This is a genomic window from Pseudohongiella spirulinae, from assembly GCF_001444425.1.
GTDB classification, from domain to species: Bacteria; Pseudomonadota; Gammaproteobacteria; order Pseudomonadales; family Pseudohongiellaceae; genus Pseudohongiella; species Pseudohongiella spirulinae.
The window spans coordinates 671,155-688,033 of the sequence record NZ_CP013189.1 but is presented as its reverse complement, the minus strand read 5'-3'; the positions used below and the strand labels follow the sequence as shown (position 1 = coordinate 688,033).

Below are 16,879 nucleotides of genomic sequence, written 5' to 3'. Positions count from 1 at the left end.
GCGGTCAGGACCTCACAGACCCAGTGCACTGATTTTTTCGGCCGGGATGGCAATGATGTCATCCTGGCCGGAAGCCAACAGCCGAACCAACGGCTCAGTTCTATACTCACCAGTGAAACGGGCACGGGCATTCTGCCTGCGGGTCAGACGTCCTTTGGCATCCCGACGTTTGAATACACGAAACTCGTAATGCGGAGGAAACAGCGCCCGTAATTCATCCAGAGATTCGACGGAATTTGAGCAGTTGTAAGTGAGTTCAAACACCAGCACCGGCCTGTGTTTGGTGAGTACGCCAGACAAGCCCAGCAGAGCCGGCTTTTCGAAACCCTCAACATCAATTTTTATCAGGTGTAAATCTGAGAGTCCCAGAAGTGCGGAGTGCTCGTCTCCTCGCTCCAATTGCAGCTCGTCACTCGCCACATTTCCCTTGGCCAAAGACGACTTGTCGAAAGAGCCAGCACCTTTGTTTCGCCCGATCGGCGCGTAGAAAGGCAGTACTGCCTTATGATCACTGAGCCCAACCGGGTAAATTTCGATATTCTCAAGCTGGTTCCGTGCACGTCTGCGCTCAAACACTTCGCGAACTGGCGGGTACGGTTCGAACGCGTGAACGCTAGCGGAGAATTGCGACATGAACAGACTGTGCTGCCCGACATTCGCTCCAATATCCACAAATATTCCGCTGCGATCCGGTACCAATTTTTGCAGGGTGTCACGCAGAAAGAACAACACAGGCTTTTCAAATGCACCGAAAAAATAAACAGCAAAATCAATATTATTGTTCAGGTTTCCTTGATAACGCAGTCCAAAAAACTCGCATTCGAACGGGTAATCGGCTGCAGGGCGCCTGGAAAGACGTTTAAAGATAGGCCTTATGACTGTTTTCCGGGCAGCGTGATTGCGCCAGAGCCATTGGCCGAAACGATCTATTAACTGCACATCCTGATCCTCGTTATCCGGCTTTATCAGCCTTCGCGCTGCTGCAATAAATACATGTTGCGATACAGACCATCCTGCGACACAAGTTCATTGTGCGTGCCGCGCTGTGCGATACAACCCTGATGCAAGACCAGAATCTGATCAGCATTTGTAATGGTACTCAGCCGATGGGCAATAGCAATGATACTGGATTTGCCTTTCATGCTCATCAGCGCCTGCTGAATAATCGCTTCAGTGTGACTGTCGATATTCGCCGTCGCTTCATCCAGAATAAGTACCTTTGGCTCATGCGCCAGCGTGCGTGCCAATGACAATAACTGCCGTTGGCCGGTTGAGAAATTGCCACCCCGCTCCTGCATGGGGGTGTCATAAGCCTGCGGCAGACTCATGACAAAGTCGTGAAGCTGCGCAGCCCTCGCCGCAGCCACCACGCGATCATCCGACATATCCCGACCCAGGGTAATATTTTCACGCACCGAGCCCGTGGTGATAAACGGATCCTGCATCACCACACCGACACCGTTGCGCAGGCTATCCTGATTGATTTCGTGCAAATGATGACCATCCAGCAGAATCTCTCCCGACTGAGGGGCGTAAAAACGCATCAACAGGCTCATCAGGGTACTTTTACCGCTGCCGGTATGACCAACAATAGCGTAGAACTCCCCCGGCGCCACTTTGAAATCAATGCGCTGAAGCACCGGATGTTCACCATCATAGCTGAAGGAAACATCACGAAACTCAACCTCACCCCGACCTACCAGCAGGCTGGCCGATGAGTGCTCTTCCTGCCCTTCGTCAAGGATCTCGAATACCCGCTCACCCGCCACTACAGCCTGTTGCAACATACTCAGCCGCTGCGTCATCTGCAGCACAGGCTCGGTAATGCGCGACAGATAATTGATAAACGCATAGATGACACCCACTTCGACCGCTGTGGACAGGGACTGACTGCCAAAATACAGCAACACCCCAGCCAGGGTCAGCGTCCGCAACAGATCCGGCATGGGACGCAGCAGTAAGGCATCCAGTTTCAGATTGCGCATTCGGGCCTGAAAATGGCTCTGGCTGGTGTCGGTAAATCGTTGCATAAATCGGCTTTGCTGATTAATCAACTGCACCACTCGCATACCCGAGATGGATTCACTCAGTGAGGCATTAATCTGACTGAGTATGCTGCGTGCCCGGTGGTAGCGCGGAGCACTCAAGCGCTGGTAGTTAACCATCACAAGAATCATGACTGGCATAATAATCAGGCAGATCAGCATCAGGCGCAGATCCAGAATGGCCATCGCAATAAATACAGCGACAATCAGGGTAATGCCCTGCACAAATGTCGCCAGCACATGCAGAAACAGATCCTTGATGGCCTCAGTATCATTGGTTATGCGCGACACCAGCTTGCCGGTGGGACGATGATCAAAATAGCTGAGCGGTTTGCGCATAACCGTGCTGAATACCTGACGGCGGATACTACGCACCACTGAAAAGGCTACCTCGTTCAGACGCATGGCCTGCCAGTATCCGGCCCAGGCCGACACGCCATATAGCAGAATGTATGCGCCCGCCAGCCAGACAATGTCAGAAACCGGGTAATTGTTCTGCGTGACATGATCATCCAGAAAGATCTTGATCAGCACCGGCCCCAGCACCTGCCCAAGCGTGGTCAACAGCAACAATACAGCCGCCTCCTTTAGCAAGCGCGGATACGCCAGCGCATATTTCAGCAACCGCCAGAGTGCGCCGCGGTTGACGCGGGCGGGAAGATCATCGTCCTGATACAACGGCCTGCTCCAGTTTCTGATAGTCAAACATACGGGCATACCAGCCGCGTGCACTCAGTAACTGCTGGTGAGTTCCGCGCTCAATAATCTCACCGTGACTCAGCACAACAATCTGTTGAGCCTTTTCAACCGCCGACAGACGGTGACACAGAATGACCGTGGTTCGTCCTTTGCGGGCATCATTCAAGTGCGCCAGGATGCGACGCTCTGTATCTACGTCGACAGCAGAAAGCGCGTCGTCCAGCACCAACACCGGTGCATCGAGCAGCAAGGCGCGCGCAATTGCGATGCGCTGTTTCTGCCCGCCAGACAAGGTTACACCTCGCTCACCCACGACGGTGTCATAGGCTGCGGGAAATCTCAGAATATCCTGTTCCACCGATGCCAGCCGCGCCACTTCCCGAACCTCATCAAGAGAAGCGCCAGGTCTCCCCAGAGCAATATTTTCAGCTATGGTGGCAGTAAACAGAAAGGCATCCTGCGGAACCACAGCAATCATGCTGCGCAGCGCATGCAGGGAAAAGTCAGCGACGGGTGTACCCCCAACACTGACCACATCATCCGGTCCGGCATCGTAGTAACGAAGCAGCAAAGAAATCAGCGAAGACTTGCCAGCACCGGTGGCACCAACAATGCCCAGTGTCTCGCCGGCGGGCAAATGTATGTCGATATCCTTGAGAACGGCCTGTTGAGTTCCGGGATAACAGAACTGCGCGACATGCCACGACAGGCCGTGATTGTCTGCTGCCGTTACATCACCGTTATCTTTGACGGGCGACTGCGCGTCCAACAGTGCGCTGATGCGCGCATAAGCCGCGCTGCCGCGCTCAACCAGGTTCAGCAGCCAGCCGTAGGCAAACATGGGCCAGATCAGGTAACCCAGATACATGGTGAAACTGGTCAGTTGCCCCAGTGTCAATTCCTGTTGCTGGATCAGCCAGGCTCCCATACCCACCGACAGTATGAACGAGGCGCCTACCGTTATAAAAATAGCCGGATCGTATAGCGAATCTGTAGCCGCAACACGCATATTAGCCTCAGCCGCCCGGTCCGCAACCTGCATGAAGTCTTCATCCTCGCGTGTTTCGCGTCCGAAAGCCCGGATCATACGCACCCCGGAAACACTCTCCTGAACCCGATCATTCAGGTCAGAGAAACGCTCCTGAGCGTCTCGAAAACCATCGTGCAGCCGAGTGCCAATAACATAAAAAAACCATGCCATCAGCGGAAAAGGCAACAGCGCCACCAGGGTCAGTTCCCAACTGATAAACAGCATCATCACGGCGAGCACCAGCACACCCGTCACCACACCGTCCAATCCAGACAGCACACCTTCCCCCGCAGTCATTTCCACAGCTGTCACATCATTGGTCGCACGCGCCATCAGGTCGCCGGTACGATGCTGGTTATAAAAGCCCGGAGCCATCAGGGTAAGCTGCCGGTAAACTTTCTGACGCAGCAGCTCGGCAAGCTGAAACGAGGCGCTGAACAGAAACATACGCCACAAGAACCGCATCACATAGATCAGCACACCCAGTACAGCCACTGCCAGCACATAGGTCCACAACTGCCGCATGTCCAATGTCTGCTGTACTACTTGATCAACCAGACGTCCGACCAGCCAGGGAATACTCAGCTCCAGCAGATCAACAAGCACAAGCAACGCGCCGGCAACGGCATAACGACGCCACTGCTGCCTGAAATACCAGCCCAATTTAAGAAATATATCCATCAGATTTGACGCTGCTGTCCCCCGGGAAGTCCCTATTATTGTCAGTCACCAGGAAAATGCCAGCTCGATTTAAGAGGTTTGCAAAAATCTTCGTTTTACCGCTGACCCCGCTTTGTTACAATGCGGCCGAGAACCATCATCACCATGCCACTGCTGAAGGAGAACTAATCCAGCATGAGCACTGAATTAATCAAGGTTGAAGACTTTTACCCGCCCGCCACGTTCAAGCGACTCAAAGACCTGGCAGACACCAAGGAAACTCCTTTTGTTGTCATTGATCTTGAAACAATCAGTGAGCATTACGACACCCTGGTTGAGTATTTTCCGTATGCCAGCGTTTATTATGCGGTAAAAGCCAATCCCGCGCCGGAGATCCTGACACTGCTCCGCGACAAAGGCTCCAACTTTGATGTTGCCTCAATTTACGAGCTGGACAAATTGCTGGGGCTGAACGTTGCCGCGGAGCGCTGCAGTTATGGCAACACCATCAAAAAGAGTAAAGATATCCGCTACTTCTATGAAAAAGGTGTGCGTATGTTTGCCACCGACTCAGAAGCCGATTTACGCAATATTGCCCGTGCTGCACCCGGATCACGCGTGTACGTGCGCATATTGACCGAAGGAAGTCACACGGCTGACTGGCCACTGTCACGCAAATTTGGCTGCCACACAGACATGGCGATCGATCTGCTGATTCTGGCCCGCGACCTTGGACTGGAGCCCCATGGCATTTCCTTCCATGTAGGATCTCAGCAGCGTGATATCGGTGTCTGGGACGCGGCCATTGCCAAAGTCAAAGTGATTTTTGAGCGATTGAAAGAAGAAGACGGCATTGTACTCAAAATGATCAACCTCGGCGGCGGATTCCCGGCCAATTACATCACCCGGGCCAATACTCTGCCAACATACGCCGAGGAAATCACCCGTTTCATTCAGGAAGATTTCGGTGACGACTTTCCTCAGATCATTCTGGAGCCGGGTCGTTCATTGATCTCCAATTCCGGGATTCTGGTTTCAGAAATTGTGTTGATCTCCCGCAAATCTCACACCGCACTGCACCGCTGGATTTTCACCGATGTGGGTAAATTCTCAGGATTGATTGAAACCCTGGACGAAGCCATCAAGTTTCCAATTTATACTGAGAAAACCGGTGAAACTGAAGAAGTGGTGCTGGCCGGTCCAACCTGCGACAGCGCTGATATCATGTACGAGCAGTACAAATACGAGCTGCCACTGAATCTGGCAACCGGTGACCGGCTGTACTGGTTCTCCACAGGTGCTTACACCACCAGTTACAGCTCAGTGGAATTTAACGGCTTTCCGCCATTAAAGTCTTATTTTGTCTGACGAACACGCTGAACTCTTCCGCTGACATAGGCGGCGCTATATGGAAACCCTGCAGATAATGGCAGTGGTTATCTCGTAGAAACGTCGCCTGTTCATGAGTCTCAACACCTTCGGCAACCACAAATATATTCAGCTTACCTGCCATCAGCAAAATGGTCTCAACCAGCGATGTCTGAGTCGCGCCGATCTGCAGATCTTTCACAAATGAGCGGTCAATTTTGACGACCGACACAGGGAACCTGGAAAAATAACTCAAACCCGAATAACCCGTCCCGAAATCATCAATCGCCACTCGAACACCCGCGCTGTCCAAAGCCTGCAAAACGGCCCTCACCTCATCACTGCCATCCAGCAAAACCCGCTCGGTAATTTCGATGGTAACCTGAACGGGAAGCTCTTGCTGCAAAGACCTTAGCCAATCCTGGGCATCATCATCGCGAAGGTGCAGCAATTTGGGTGAAACGTTCACCGACAATGCGATATCCGTTGTCAATTGCGTGTTCAGCTTACTGACAAAATCCAGCGCCTTGCGCAGCACAAACAGATCAATGCGGTTAATCAGTCCCCGCTCCTCGGCCAGAGGAATAAAGACATCAGGCGCCACCCATCCGCCCTCGCCAAGACTCCAACGCACCAGTGCTTCGCAGCTGACTACCTGACCGGTGCTGGCGTCCACCACAGGCTGATAAAAGACACTCAGACTACCACTATCCAGAGCAGAAACCAGATCATTGTATAAACGATGCTTGTGTTCTGATTCCAACTGCATGGCCGCGGTGTAAAATTGCCAGGCGTTACGGCCTGATTTTTTAACCTCGTACATCGCCTGATCAGCTTTGATAACCAGCGTGTCTGCCTCATCTCCGTCATCGGGATAAAACGACGCGCCAATACTGACACTGCAATAAATCTGATGCCCATTTATTCTGAAAGGCTCGCGCATCGCACCGACAATCTGGTCGGCAATACGCGAAACTACGGATGCCGAAAACACATCCACCAACAATGCTACAAATTCGTCACCACTGTGCCTGGCCACGGTATCTTCATTACGGACGCTGGACTGAATTCGTTGCGCAGCCTGGATCAATAGCTCATCGCCGGCATCATGACCCAGGTTGTCGTTCACAGATTTGAAATTATCCAGATCAACAAACAGTACAGCGATGCGTGTGCTGCGACGCCTGGCCTGCAGCAGCGCTGTCTGCAAACGGTCGAGAAACAGGGCGCGATTAGGCAAATGCGTCAGCATGTCATAGTTGGCCTGAAATTCGACCAACTGATCCAGCTTTTTGGACTGCGTTATATCCTGTAGTGCCCCCAACAACTCAACCTGACCGTTCTCGAGGCTGACTGGCTCTGCCTTGATATGCAACCAGACCACTTCACCGTCACGGCGGCGCAATTCAAACTCTTCATCTATTCGTTGTTTCAATACGAGGGCGTGCTGCAGACAATCCTCGAGCCGCTGGCGACTGCTTGTATCCATTGAGTGGCAAAACATTGCCATGTTTATCGATTGCTTCTTGCTGGGCAGCTCCATTATCTCCCGCGTCCGCGCAGACAATTCACTGAACACGCTTCCTGACCAACGCCAACCACCAACTTGCGAGACGTTTTCTACAGCCCGCAAGAATCTTTCATTACGAAAAATAATCTTTCTGAGAGCATCATTCTGTATTAGATGTCGGGCGCGTATCATTAATAGCATTGATGACAATGCAAACACCAGGAAGCTGCTTAGACGCAGCATCCATAACTCCAGAGGCGCGACGGCTGGCAATATGGGTAACGCTGCCAATTGCCACTGACTACCACCGGCAATCACCGGCATACTGATCCTGTCCGGCTGCTCAAACACGTTATCATCGCCAAGGAAGGCACGGCCACTGGCCGCATCATCGCCGCGTCGAAGTGCGACGCGCATGTCAGCGAAAGGCGCGTCCAAGCCCGCCTGTTGGAATATGGTTTCAGCCAGCACGGGGGCCGATACAATGCCCCATAGCCGCTCCTGACCGCCTCTCTCCGGCACAAAAACGGGGGCTCTACCGATAAAAGCCAGACCGCCCTGCACCAGATTTACCGGACCAGCAATAATAACTGTGCGCAGCAGTATCGCCTCCATAACCTGATCGCGTTGATCCGACTGCTGAGTGTAATCCAGCCCCAGAGCGGCTTCATTGCCTGCCAGTGGATAGACATTCCGCACCACCAGGCCTGGCGCCACAGCCAGATTGACCAGAGCCGGCTCACGCGCCATGACAGTGCGCGCATAGGTTTCGAATTGCTCATCGGTGAATTCAGGATCTGAGGCGATGAAGGCTGCCAGCCCATTGATCAGGGACAGGTTATTGGTCAGCGTGCTTTCAAGTTGATACCGCACGACACTCAGTCGATCGGTCAGCGCATCCTGCTGGGTCTGCTGACGCGAATCTACCAGCCGTCGCTCAATATAGCTGTGTAAAACCACTACCGACATGGCCAGCAGCAACCAGCCCCACTGCAAGGTGCGGTTACGGAGCAGCAGGCGTAGTTCAGACCACAATCGTGTCACCGGCAGAATCCTTGACAACTACTGATACCGGTACGCCATGGCGGACACTTTGGGTCACCACGCAGAAACTCTCGAATTGTTCCATTGCCTTGCCGATATCCGGAAGTTCAGATTGCCCGCGGCCCAGGGTAATTTCAACATTCAGTTGGGTAACACGCAGGTATTTTTCGACACGATCCACTGTTCCGGTCACACTGGCGCTCAGCTCGCCCGGATCATTTTTATATTTTCGCAGTGCAAACAGCAGACTGGCAGACATGCAGTTAGCAACCGAGGCTGCCAGCATGGCAGAAGGATTCGGCCCTTCCCCGTCACCCAGTGGTGGCGGTTCATCCGTCATGATATTACCGAACTCGCCAAAGTCGACCTCAAACAGATAATTCTCCAGCAACTTCATATGAACTGAAAACGTTTTGGCGCTCATCAAAAAACCTCTTTAGCTTAACTTTCAGGCAAGTCTTCCATCATGATGCCCAGAGTATCGGATTTGAATTCCCGGCGATAAAGCACAAACACAATCAGTGCTGACAGCGCCATAAACAGCCATGCATTCACAAACCAGCCCAGAGCCGCCATGCTGAAGTAGTAGCTGCGAAGTCCATTGTTGAAGTTACCCGAGGCTTTGGATGCCATCTTGGAAATGGAATCCACATGACGGGCTGTTTCCTCGGCACTGGGATGCAGGGAGTGTTCCGGCGCTCCGCCAATCATGACTGACACCAGACCAAACTGTCGCAAAGCCCAGGTGAATTTGAAGAAACCATATACAAACAGCGTGATCAGCAGCAGCACTTTCAGTTCCCATTCGCCCCGGCTGTTAACATCGGAGAAAGGAACTTCGGCCAGCATACCCATCAGCGCATCAGATGATGACAGCAGCGTCACCAGACCGGCCAGGACCAGCAGCGTTGATGAGGCGAAAAAAGAGACATTGCGCTCCAGGTTGGCAACGATATTGGTATCTGCAATTCGATTCTCCCGGGTCAGCGCCATACGAATCCACTGTTTGCGAAACCGGTGCATGGCGTAGGCCAGGCAAGGCGTATCGGTGCTGCGCAGCCCCGTGTAATACAGGTAGCCTTTGAAGCACGCAGCGAAAAACAGCAGCGCTACCAGATCCCATACATTCAATCTGGCAAATTCAATTGCACTGTCCCACATACACGCCGCGCCGCCCTGATCAGTTTACAGATGTCGTATGACAGTAAACCACCGGCTCAATATCGGCAAGTCCCCGAACAGTCAATTTAGACTCTAACGCGGAACTTCGGCACCCGACCTCTGAGTTGTTCGGCAAAGCTTGCAAATGATAAGGGTCGAAATAACAGGTAAACCTGCTCTTGGTTTAAAAAATTGTTACTATTGCGCTGCGTTGGTTCCCCAGGTATCGGCCTGTCAATTTGTGACTTCAATCACAAATCCTAATGGATTGTAGGAAAATGCTTAGAAGAAAGTATCTATTTGTAGGGGCCTTAACCATTCTCATGGTCGCCGGTTTTATGGCAACCAGCCTGACCAGTTACTTTGTTGCCAGGGACTCACTGGCCAGCAGTATCTCTGATCAGATGCTGCCGCTCACCAGCGATAACATCTATTCGGAAATTCAACGCGATCTGCTCAGGCCCATCCTTATTTCTTCTGTCATGGCGACAGATACGTTTGTGCGGGACTGGGCCCTGACCGGCGAAGATGATGCTGACAGAATCATTGCCTACCTCACTGAAATACAGAACGAATACGACACCATCACGGCGTTTTACGTCTCCGAAGAATCTAGACAGTATTATCACCCCACCGGTGTTCTGAAAACTGTGACAGCGGAAGATCCTGACGATATCTGGTACTTTCGCGTTCGGGATATGCGCACACCATTTGAAGTCAACGTTGATACTGACACCGCGGACCGAAGTCGGGTGAGCATATTTATCAATTACCGCGTACTGGATTATCAAGGACGTTACATCGGCGCGACCGGGGTCGGGCTGTCTGTGCAGGCCGTTACCCGCCTGATCGATACCTATCAGCAACGCTACGACCGCACGATCTATTTTGTTGACCGGCAAGGCAATGTCACATTAACCGGACGGGACTACCAGGGCGTCAACCGGCTACAGGATCGGGCTGGTTTTTCGCCATTGGCTACTCAAATCCTGAGCACTCCCAGTACCTCGCAGGACTTTATCGACCCAAGCGGCGATCACATCTATCTGAACAGCCGCCTGGTACCGGAGTTTGACTGGTACCTGATCGTCGAGCAGCGAGGGACCGCAACTGAGGCACGCCTGGACTCCACATTGCTCAGAAACCTGAGCCTGTCAGGCGGCATCATGATTCTGGTGCTGCTGATCGCCCACTTTACCCTGCGATCCTACCAGCGCAAACTTGAAGACATGGCGACGACTGACCGACTGACCGGTATTGCCAACCGACATTTGTTCGAATCCATATTTGAGCACATCGCGCGCAGCATCAAGCGCTACCCCAGACCGGTTTCATTGATCAGTATCGACATCGATTACTTCAAGAAGGTGAACGACACGCACGGCCACCACGCTGGCGACCTGGTATTGCAAGGCGTTTGCACAGTGATTCAGGAAAATGCACGTGACAGTGATACGCTGTGTCGCTGGGGCGGGGAAGAGTTTGTAATGCTACTGGACAATTGCAGCCTGGAAGAAGCGGTCAAGCGGGCGGAGATCATCCGGGAAGCCGTCAAGGCACACAAGATAGCGTTCGGACGAATGACAATCAGTGTAACGCTGAGCATGGGTGTGACCGGCTATCACGTCGGTGAACCGCTGGAGCGCGTACTATCGCGCGCCGACACCGCGCTGTATGAAGCCAAAGAAGCTGGCCGCGACCGCGTGATCACAGCCAATTGAGCCGGTCGCTTATCAGCTGCGCAGGTGGTATCCAGTTTTGAAAATGCGCTGAATCACCAGCAGACACGCAAGCATGAACACAACAATCATACTCATGCTCACCCATAGACTCACGTCAGCGATTTCATAGAAGCTCCAGCGAAAGCCGCTGATCAGATACACCACCGGATTAAACAACGTCACCGTCTGCCAGAATGCCGGCAGCATGTTGATCGAATAAAAACTGCCACCCAGAAACACCAGCGGCGTCACGATCAGCAGGGGAATGAGCTGCAACTTCTCAAAGTTGTCTGCCCAGATGCCGATAATGAAGCCAAACAGGCTGAAAGTAATGCCCGTGAGCACCAGAAACATCAACATCAAAAACGGATGAGCAATATTCAGATCCACAAAAAAGCTGGCGGTACCCAGGATAATCAGACCCAGCACAATCGCCTTGGTCGCTGCGGCACCCACATAACCCAGCACCACCTCCAGCATGGACACCGGCGCTGACAACAACTCGTAAATTGTGCCCGTGAATTTCGGAAAATAAATGCCAAATGCGGCGTTGGAAACGCTCTGCGTAAGCAGTGACAGCATGATCAATCCCGGCACAATAAACGCGCCATAGCTGACCCCATCAATCTGTGCGATGCGTGACCCGATAGCCGAACCAAAAACCACGAAGTAGAGTGACGTTGTGATGACCGGCGCAATCACGCTCTGCAGGATTGTCCGGCGGGTGCGTGCCATTTCAAACTTATAGATGGCCTTTACTGCATACCAGTTCATTACGCCTCCTCCAGCAACTGCACAAAAATTTCCTCCAGCGAACTCTGGGTGGTACTGAGATCATTAAACACTATGTTCTGATCACGCAGCGCATCCAGCAGCGATGTAATGCCAGTACGATCGGCCTGGCTGTCAAAGGTGTAGACCAATTGATGTCCCTGGCTGCGTATCTCAAGCGCAAAAGCCTGCAGGCTGGCAGGCAGTTCCGTGAGCGGCTGTTTGATATCCAGCACCAGTTCTTTCTTGCCAAGTTTCTGCATGAGCGCCTGCTTTTCTTCCACCAGGATCAATTCACCATTAGCAATTACGCCAATGCGATCCGCCATCTCCTCGGCTTCTTCAATATAATGGGTGGTCAGAATGATAGTGACACCTGTCTTTCTTAATTTGTGTACCAGCTGCCACATTTCGCGGCGCAACTCGACATCCACGCCGGCGGTCGGTTCGTCCAGAAAGAGAATGCGTGGTTGATGGGCAAGCGCTTTTGCAATCAGCAGACGCCGTTTCATACCGCCCGACAGCGTCATGATTTTGTTGTGGCGCTTGTCCCACAATGAAACGTCCTTCAGCACCTGCTCAACGTAGGCATGGTCAGCCGGCTTGCCAAACAGTCCCCGGCTGAAATTAACTGTCACCCAGGGCGTTTCAAAGGCATCTGTGGTCAATTCCTGCGGTACCAGACCAATCATACTGCGTGTATGGCGAAAGTTTTTCTGTATATCCTGGCCATCAACCAGAATCTCACCCGATGTCGGATGCGCAATGCCGCAGATGCTGGAAATCAAAGTGGTTTTGCCGGCGCCGTTAGGGCCCAGCAACGCAAAGATCTCGCCGGGCCTGATATCCAGATTGATATTTTTCAAAGCCTGATGACCACCTGCATAGGTTTTATCCAGGCCCTTGATGCTGACAACAGATTCCATAATATCCTTTCGGTTCTGACTTAGAGGGCGTCAAGCGCTTCCGACAGCTTGCTGACACCGATGACTTTCATACCCGCAATGGGTGTTTTGGGCGCATTGGCTTTGGGCACAATAGCGCGTTTGAATCCATGCTTGGCGGCCTCCTGCAGACGTTCCTGACCACTGGGCACGGGCCGTATCTCGCCGGCCAACCCGACCTCGCCAAAGACCACCAGCTCTCTGGGCAGGGTACGGTCCCGGAAGCTGGACACGATGGCCAGCAGAACGGCCAGATCGGCACTGGTCTCTGTTACCTTGACGCCGCCGACCACGTTCACAAACACGTCCTGGTCGGCCATAAACAGGCCACCATGACGATGCAGCACGGCCAGCAACATGCCCAGGCGATTTTGATCCAGACCCACTGCCAGTCGCCGGGCATTGCCGGATTGCCCGCCATCAACCAGTGCCTGAATTTCCACCAGCAGTGGCCGAGTGCCCTCCCACAGGACCATGACCAATGAGCCGGGGCTGGTTTCGTCAGTGCGCGCCAGGAAGATGGCCGAGGGGTTTTTCACTTCCTTCAGGCCTTTTTCGGTCATGGCAAACACGCCCAGCTCATTGACGGCGCCAAAGCGGTTTTTCTGACCACGAAGAATGCGATAGCGCGTGTCGCTGCCGCCCTCCAGCATGACAAAGCAGTCAATCATGTGTTCCAGTACCTTGGGACCGGCCAAGGTGCCGTCCTTGGTGACATGCCCAACCAGAAACAGCACGGTGCCAGTCTGTTTGGCATACTGAATCAGATAGGCCGCACATTCACGCACCTGCGACACACTGCCCGGCGCCGAGGTCACAGCACCGCTGTGCATGACCTGAATGGAGTCCACCACAAGCAAAGCCGGTTTTACCTCAGAGGCCAGCTCGCAGATAGTTTCAACCTGTGTTTCAGCCAGCATTTTCAGATTTTTCTCCGGCAGCTCCAGACGCCTGGCCCGCATGCCGACCTGCTGCAGAGATTCCTCGCCGGTGACATACATGGCGGGCATGCTCTGCGCCAGCGTACACATCACCTGCAGCAGCAGCGTGCTCTTGCCGGCACCGGGATTACCGCCGATCAGAATCACCGAGCCAGGCACCAGACCGCCGCCCAGCACTCGGTCCAGTTCGCTCATGGAGGAGCTGAAACGTGGCACAGCTTCAACATCAATCTCGGACAGGTCCTGCACGGCGACCGAGGTCTGGCCCGCGTAACCCTGGCGACGGAAATCAGCCTTAACCGCCGGCGAGGCATTTTCCGCCCCCAGTGAAATCCGCGTCAGCGTATTCCAGGCCTTGCAGGCGCCGCACTGCCCCTGCCACTTGCTGAATTCCGAGCCACAGTCTGAGCAGACATAGGCGGTTTTGGTTTTTGCCATAACTCCCTTACCGGTATCTGTATTCGACGCGCGCCGTAATCTGGCAGAACAGCTCATACGCGATGGTGTGGCACAGCCGTGCAATCCGATCAGCTGGCAGCGAGGCACCCCAGGCCTGGCCCCACAACAGGACTTCATCACCGGCCAGAGCAGGAATGCCGGTCAGATCTACCGTCAGCATGTCCATGGACACCCGTCCCGCCAGTGTGGCATCCCAGGCCTGGTCCCGGGCATGAATCACCACCGGCGTGCCCGTGGGCGCGTGACGAGGATAGCCATCACCATAGCCAATGCCGATCACACCAATCTGCATATCCTGCGGCGCCGTAAATGTCGCCCCGTAACCCACGGTATCGCCTGCTTTCACCTGATTCACAGCAATCAGCCGTGACTTCAGATTCATTACCGGTTGCAGCCCCTCATCCGGACCTTCCCGGCCTATCATGGGGGAAGCGCCGTACAGCATGATGCCGGGGCGCACGATGCCAAAGTGAGTCTGTGGCCAATTCAGGATGCCGGCTGATGCGGCAAGTGTGCAATGATGGCCATCTGTCAGACCCAGGTCTTGCGCCAGCGTTTTAAAATTCTGTAACTGCCGCGGCGTCAGCGATTCTTCCATATCATCCGCACAGGCCAGATGCGACATCAATACCAGTTCAGCACCGGCATCCAGGTCCCTGATCTGCTGCCAGATCGTCGGCACCTCAGGCATGGGCATCCCCAGCCGACTCATGCCGGTGTTGGTCTTCAGCCAGACATGCAATTTACCGCCGGCCGGACGCAGCCCCTTTTGCCAGGCCTGCTGCAACAGACCAAGCTGCCAGTCCGAGTGCAGCACCCAGTAAAAACCCTGCTGTAAAACTGTCGCCATCTCGTTGGCATCCAGTGGACCGCGCATCAGAAGAATCGGGCGGTCGGCGATGTACTGTCGCAGACTCAGGGCTTCACGCAAGGTCACTACCGCAAACAGATCATCCGGCCGCATCACTTCCTGCAAAGCGGTTGCGATGCGCGGTGCGCCATGTCCGTAAGCATTGGCTTTGACAACAGCGCAGGTACGACTGGCAGGTGCCAGTTCCCTGGCCCGCCTGAAATTGTGCTGCACGGCCGACAGGTCAATATCAGCCCAGCTATGCGCAGACAACAGGGTGTAATCTTCAGGTAATGAGTCAGGCATAGCTGTCATCATAATCAGGTCGGGCGAGATTCTCGAAGCGTGTAAAGTGTCCCAGGAAGCCCAGTCGCACCGTTCCTATCGGACCGTTACGCTGCTTGCCGATAATAATCTCCCCCACCCCTTTGTCCTGCGTGTCTTCATTATAGACTTCATCGCGGTATACAAAGGCGATGATGTCCGCGTCCTGCTCGATAGCACCTGATTCGCGCAGGTCAGACATCACCGGCCGCTTGTTGGGACGCTGCTCAAGACTCCGGTTGAGCTGCGACAGAGCAATCACAGGACAATTGAACTCCCGCGCCATGGTTTTCAGGGAGCGGGAAATTTCCGAAATCTCGCCCACGCGGTTGTCGCCAAACCCTTTAATCTGCATCAGTTGCAGGTAGTCGACGACGACCAGCGCCAACCCACCATATTCACGCACAACACGCCGGGCCCGGGCGCGCATTTCAGTTGGACTCAGACCTACCGTGTCGTCGATCAGCAGCGGGCGGTCCTTGAGCCTGGCAATGGCCGCAGTCAGCTTGGGCCAGTCTTCGTCTTCAAGCTGGCCGCTGCGCAATCGACTCTGATCAATCCGGCCAATCGAGCTGAGCATACGGAAAATCAGACTCTCGGCGGGCATCTCCAGGCTGAATACCAGTACCGGCATATCCTGATGCAGCACGGCATGCTCAGCCAGGTTCATGGCAAAGGTGGTTTTACCCATGGAGGGACGACCGGCAACAATAATGAGATCAGACTTCTGCAGACCGGAAGTCTTTTTATCCAGATCAATATAGCCAGTCGACAAGCCCGTAATACCGCCCTTGGATTTGATCAGCTCATCAATTTTTTCTACGGCCTTGGTGAGCAGCGGATTGACCTGCTGCGGGCCGCCATCACGGGCCCGGTTATCGGCAATTTTGAACACCATTTGTTCAGCCATGTCCAGCACATCGGAGGCCGGCCGGCCAGCCGGGTTAAACGCGTTATCGGAGATTTCGTTGGAGACACGGATCAGCGTTCTGAGCGTCGACCGCTCACGGATAATCTGCGCATAGGCGGTGATATTGGCCGTACCCCGTGCATGACTGGCCAGATCGCTCAGGTATTCAACACCACCGGCGGTTTCCAGATCGTTCAGGCTATCGAGCGATTCCACCAGCGTCACCACATCAATCGGCTTGCTGGCCTCCACCTGACGCTGCATGACCGTAAAGATCAGTTGATGTTCGTGACGGTAAAAATCTTCAGGCTGAAGAATTTCAGCGACATTATCCCAGGCCGTATTGTCCTGCATCAGTCCACCGAGCACCGCCTGCTCTGCCTCCACCGAATGGGGCGGCACCTTCAGCGCCGTTACTTTAGCCTCTGCCATTATCTGTATT

13 protein-coding genes are annotated in these 16,879 nt (G+C 53.8%); 2 read left to right on the top strand and 11 right to left on the bottom strand.

Annotated features, from left to right (window positions below; all coding sequences use genetic code 11):
* Positions 1-12 precede the first annotated feature (12 nt).
* Genes PS2015_RS03275 through PS2015_RS03265 form a run of 3 tightly spaced genes read right to left on the bottom strand, consistent with a single transcriptional unit; the run spans position 13 to position 4,455 of the window.
* On the bottom strand, positions 13-939 hold the full coding sequence (locus PS2015_RS03275) for an FkbM family methyltransferase (RefSeq protein ID WP_058020890.1): 927 nt from the start codon (positions 937-939) through the stop codon (positions 13-15).
* A 26-nt stretch (positions 940-965) separates the two neighbouring features.
* A complete protein-coding gene (locus PS2015_RS03270) occupies positions 966-2,723 on the bottom strand; it encodes an ABC transporter ATP-binding protein (protein WP_058020889.1) in 1,758 nt (585 codons plus the stop codon).
* The gene (locus tag PS2015_RS03265; protein WP_058020888.1) at positions 2,707-4,455 is read right to left on the bottom strand and encodes an ABC transporter transmembrane domain-containing protein; all 1,749 of its coding nucleotides are present in this window, start codon (positions 4,453-4,455) and stop codon (positions 2,707-2,709) included. The genes PS2015_RS03270 and PS2015_RS03265 overlap by 17 nt, the downstream gene beginning before the upstream one ends.
* A gap of 174 nt (positions 4,456-4,629) precedes the next feature.
* On the opposite strand from PS2015_RS03265, the gene PS2015_RS03260 reads away from it, so the two are divergent.
* On the top strand, positions 4,630-5,802 hold the full coding sequence (locus PS2015_RS03260; protein WP_058020887.1) for a type III PLP-dependent enzyme: 1,173 nt from the start codon (positions 4,630-4,632) through the stop codon (positions 5,800-5,802).
* Here PS2015_RS03260 and PS2015_RS03255 read toward each other — a convergent pair.
* From PS2015_RS03255 to PS2015_RS03245, 3 genes are read right to left on the bottom strand one after another with little or no spacing between them, the layout of a single operon-like run.
* Positions 5,765-8,356 (bottom strand): bifunctional diguanylate cyclase/phosphodiesterase, encoded by a 2,592-nt coding sequence (locus PS2015_RS03255; RefSeq protein WP_058020886.1) that lies wholly within the window; start codon positions 8,354-8,356, stop codon positions 5,765-5,767. The two genes, PS2015_RS03260 and PS2015_RS03255, sit on opposite strands and share 38 nt — an antisense overlap.
* Positions 8,337-8,780: an OsmC family protein gene (locus PS2015_RS03250; protein ID WP_058020885.1), complete on the bottom strand. Its 444-nt coding sequence runs from the start codon at positions 8,778-8,780 to the stop codon at positions 8,337-8,339. The genes PS2015_RS03255 and PS2015_RS03250 overlap by 20 nt, the downstream gene beginning before the upstream one ends.
* A 17-nt stretch (positions 8,781-8,797) precedes the next feature.
* On the bottom strand, positions 8,798-9,517 hold the full coding sequence (locus PS2015_RS03245) for a DUF599 domain-containing protein (RefSeq protein WP_058020884.1): 720 nt from the start codon (positions 9,515-9,517) through the stop codon (positions 8,798-8,800).
* 278 nt (positions 9,518-9,795) lie between these two features.
* On the opposite strand from PS2015_RS03245, the gene PS2015_RS03240 reads away from it, so the two are divergent.
* Positions 9,796-11,238, top strand: coding sequence for a sensor domain-containing diguanylate cyclase (locus tag PS2015_RS03240; RefSeq protein ID WP_058020883.1), 1,443 nt, complete (start codon positions 9,796-9,798; stop codon positions 11,236-11,238).
* Between the two features lie 12 nt (positions 11,239-11,250).
* On the opposite strand, the gene PS2015_RS03235 is transcribed toward PS2015_RS03240, so the two are convergent.
* From PS2015_RS03235 to dnaB, 5 genes are read right to left on the bottom strand one after another with little or no spacing between them, the layout of a single operon-like run.
* A complete protein-coding gene (locus PS2015_RS03235) occupies positions 11,251-12,012 on the bottom strand; it encodes an ABC transporter permease (RefSeq protein WP_058020882.1) in 762 nt (253 codons plus the stop codon).
* On the bottom strand, positions 12,012-12,935 hold the full coding sequence (locus PS2015_RS03230; protein ID WP_058020881.1) for an ABC transporter ATP-binding protein: 924 nt from the start codon (positions 12,933-12,935) through the stop codon (positions 12,012-12,014). Before PS2015_RS03230 ends, PS2015_RS03235 begins: the two co-directional genes overlap by 1 nt.
* Before the next feature lie 20 nt (positions 12,936-12,955).
* Complete coding sequence (gene radA, locus PS2015_RS03225) at positions 12,956-14,332, bottom strand: DNA repair protein RadA (RefSeq protein WP_058020880.1); 1,377 nt, start codon at positions 14,330-14,332, stop codon at positions 12,956-12,958.
* A gap of 7 nt (positions 14,333-14,339) precedes the next feature.
* Positions 14,340-15,509, bottom strand: a complete 1,170-nt coding sequence (gene alr, locus PS2015_RS03220) for an alanine racemase (RefSeq protein WP_058020879.1) — start codon at positions 15,507-15,509, stop codon at positions 14,340-14,342.
* A complete protein-coding gene (gene dnaB / locus PS2015_RS03215) occupies positions 15,502-16,869 on the bottom strand; it encodes a replicative DNA helicase (protein ID WP_058020878.1) in 1,368 nt (455 codons plus the stop codon). Before dnaB ends, alr begins: the two co-directional genes overlap by 8 nt.
* Between the last annotated feature and the right edge of the window lie 10 nt (positions 16,870-16,879).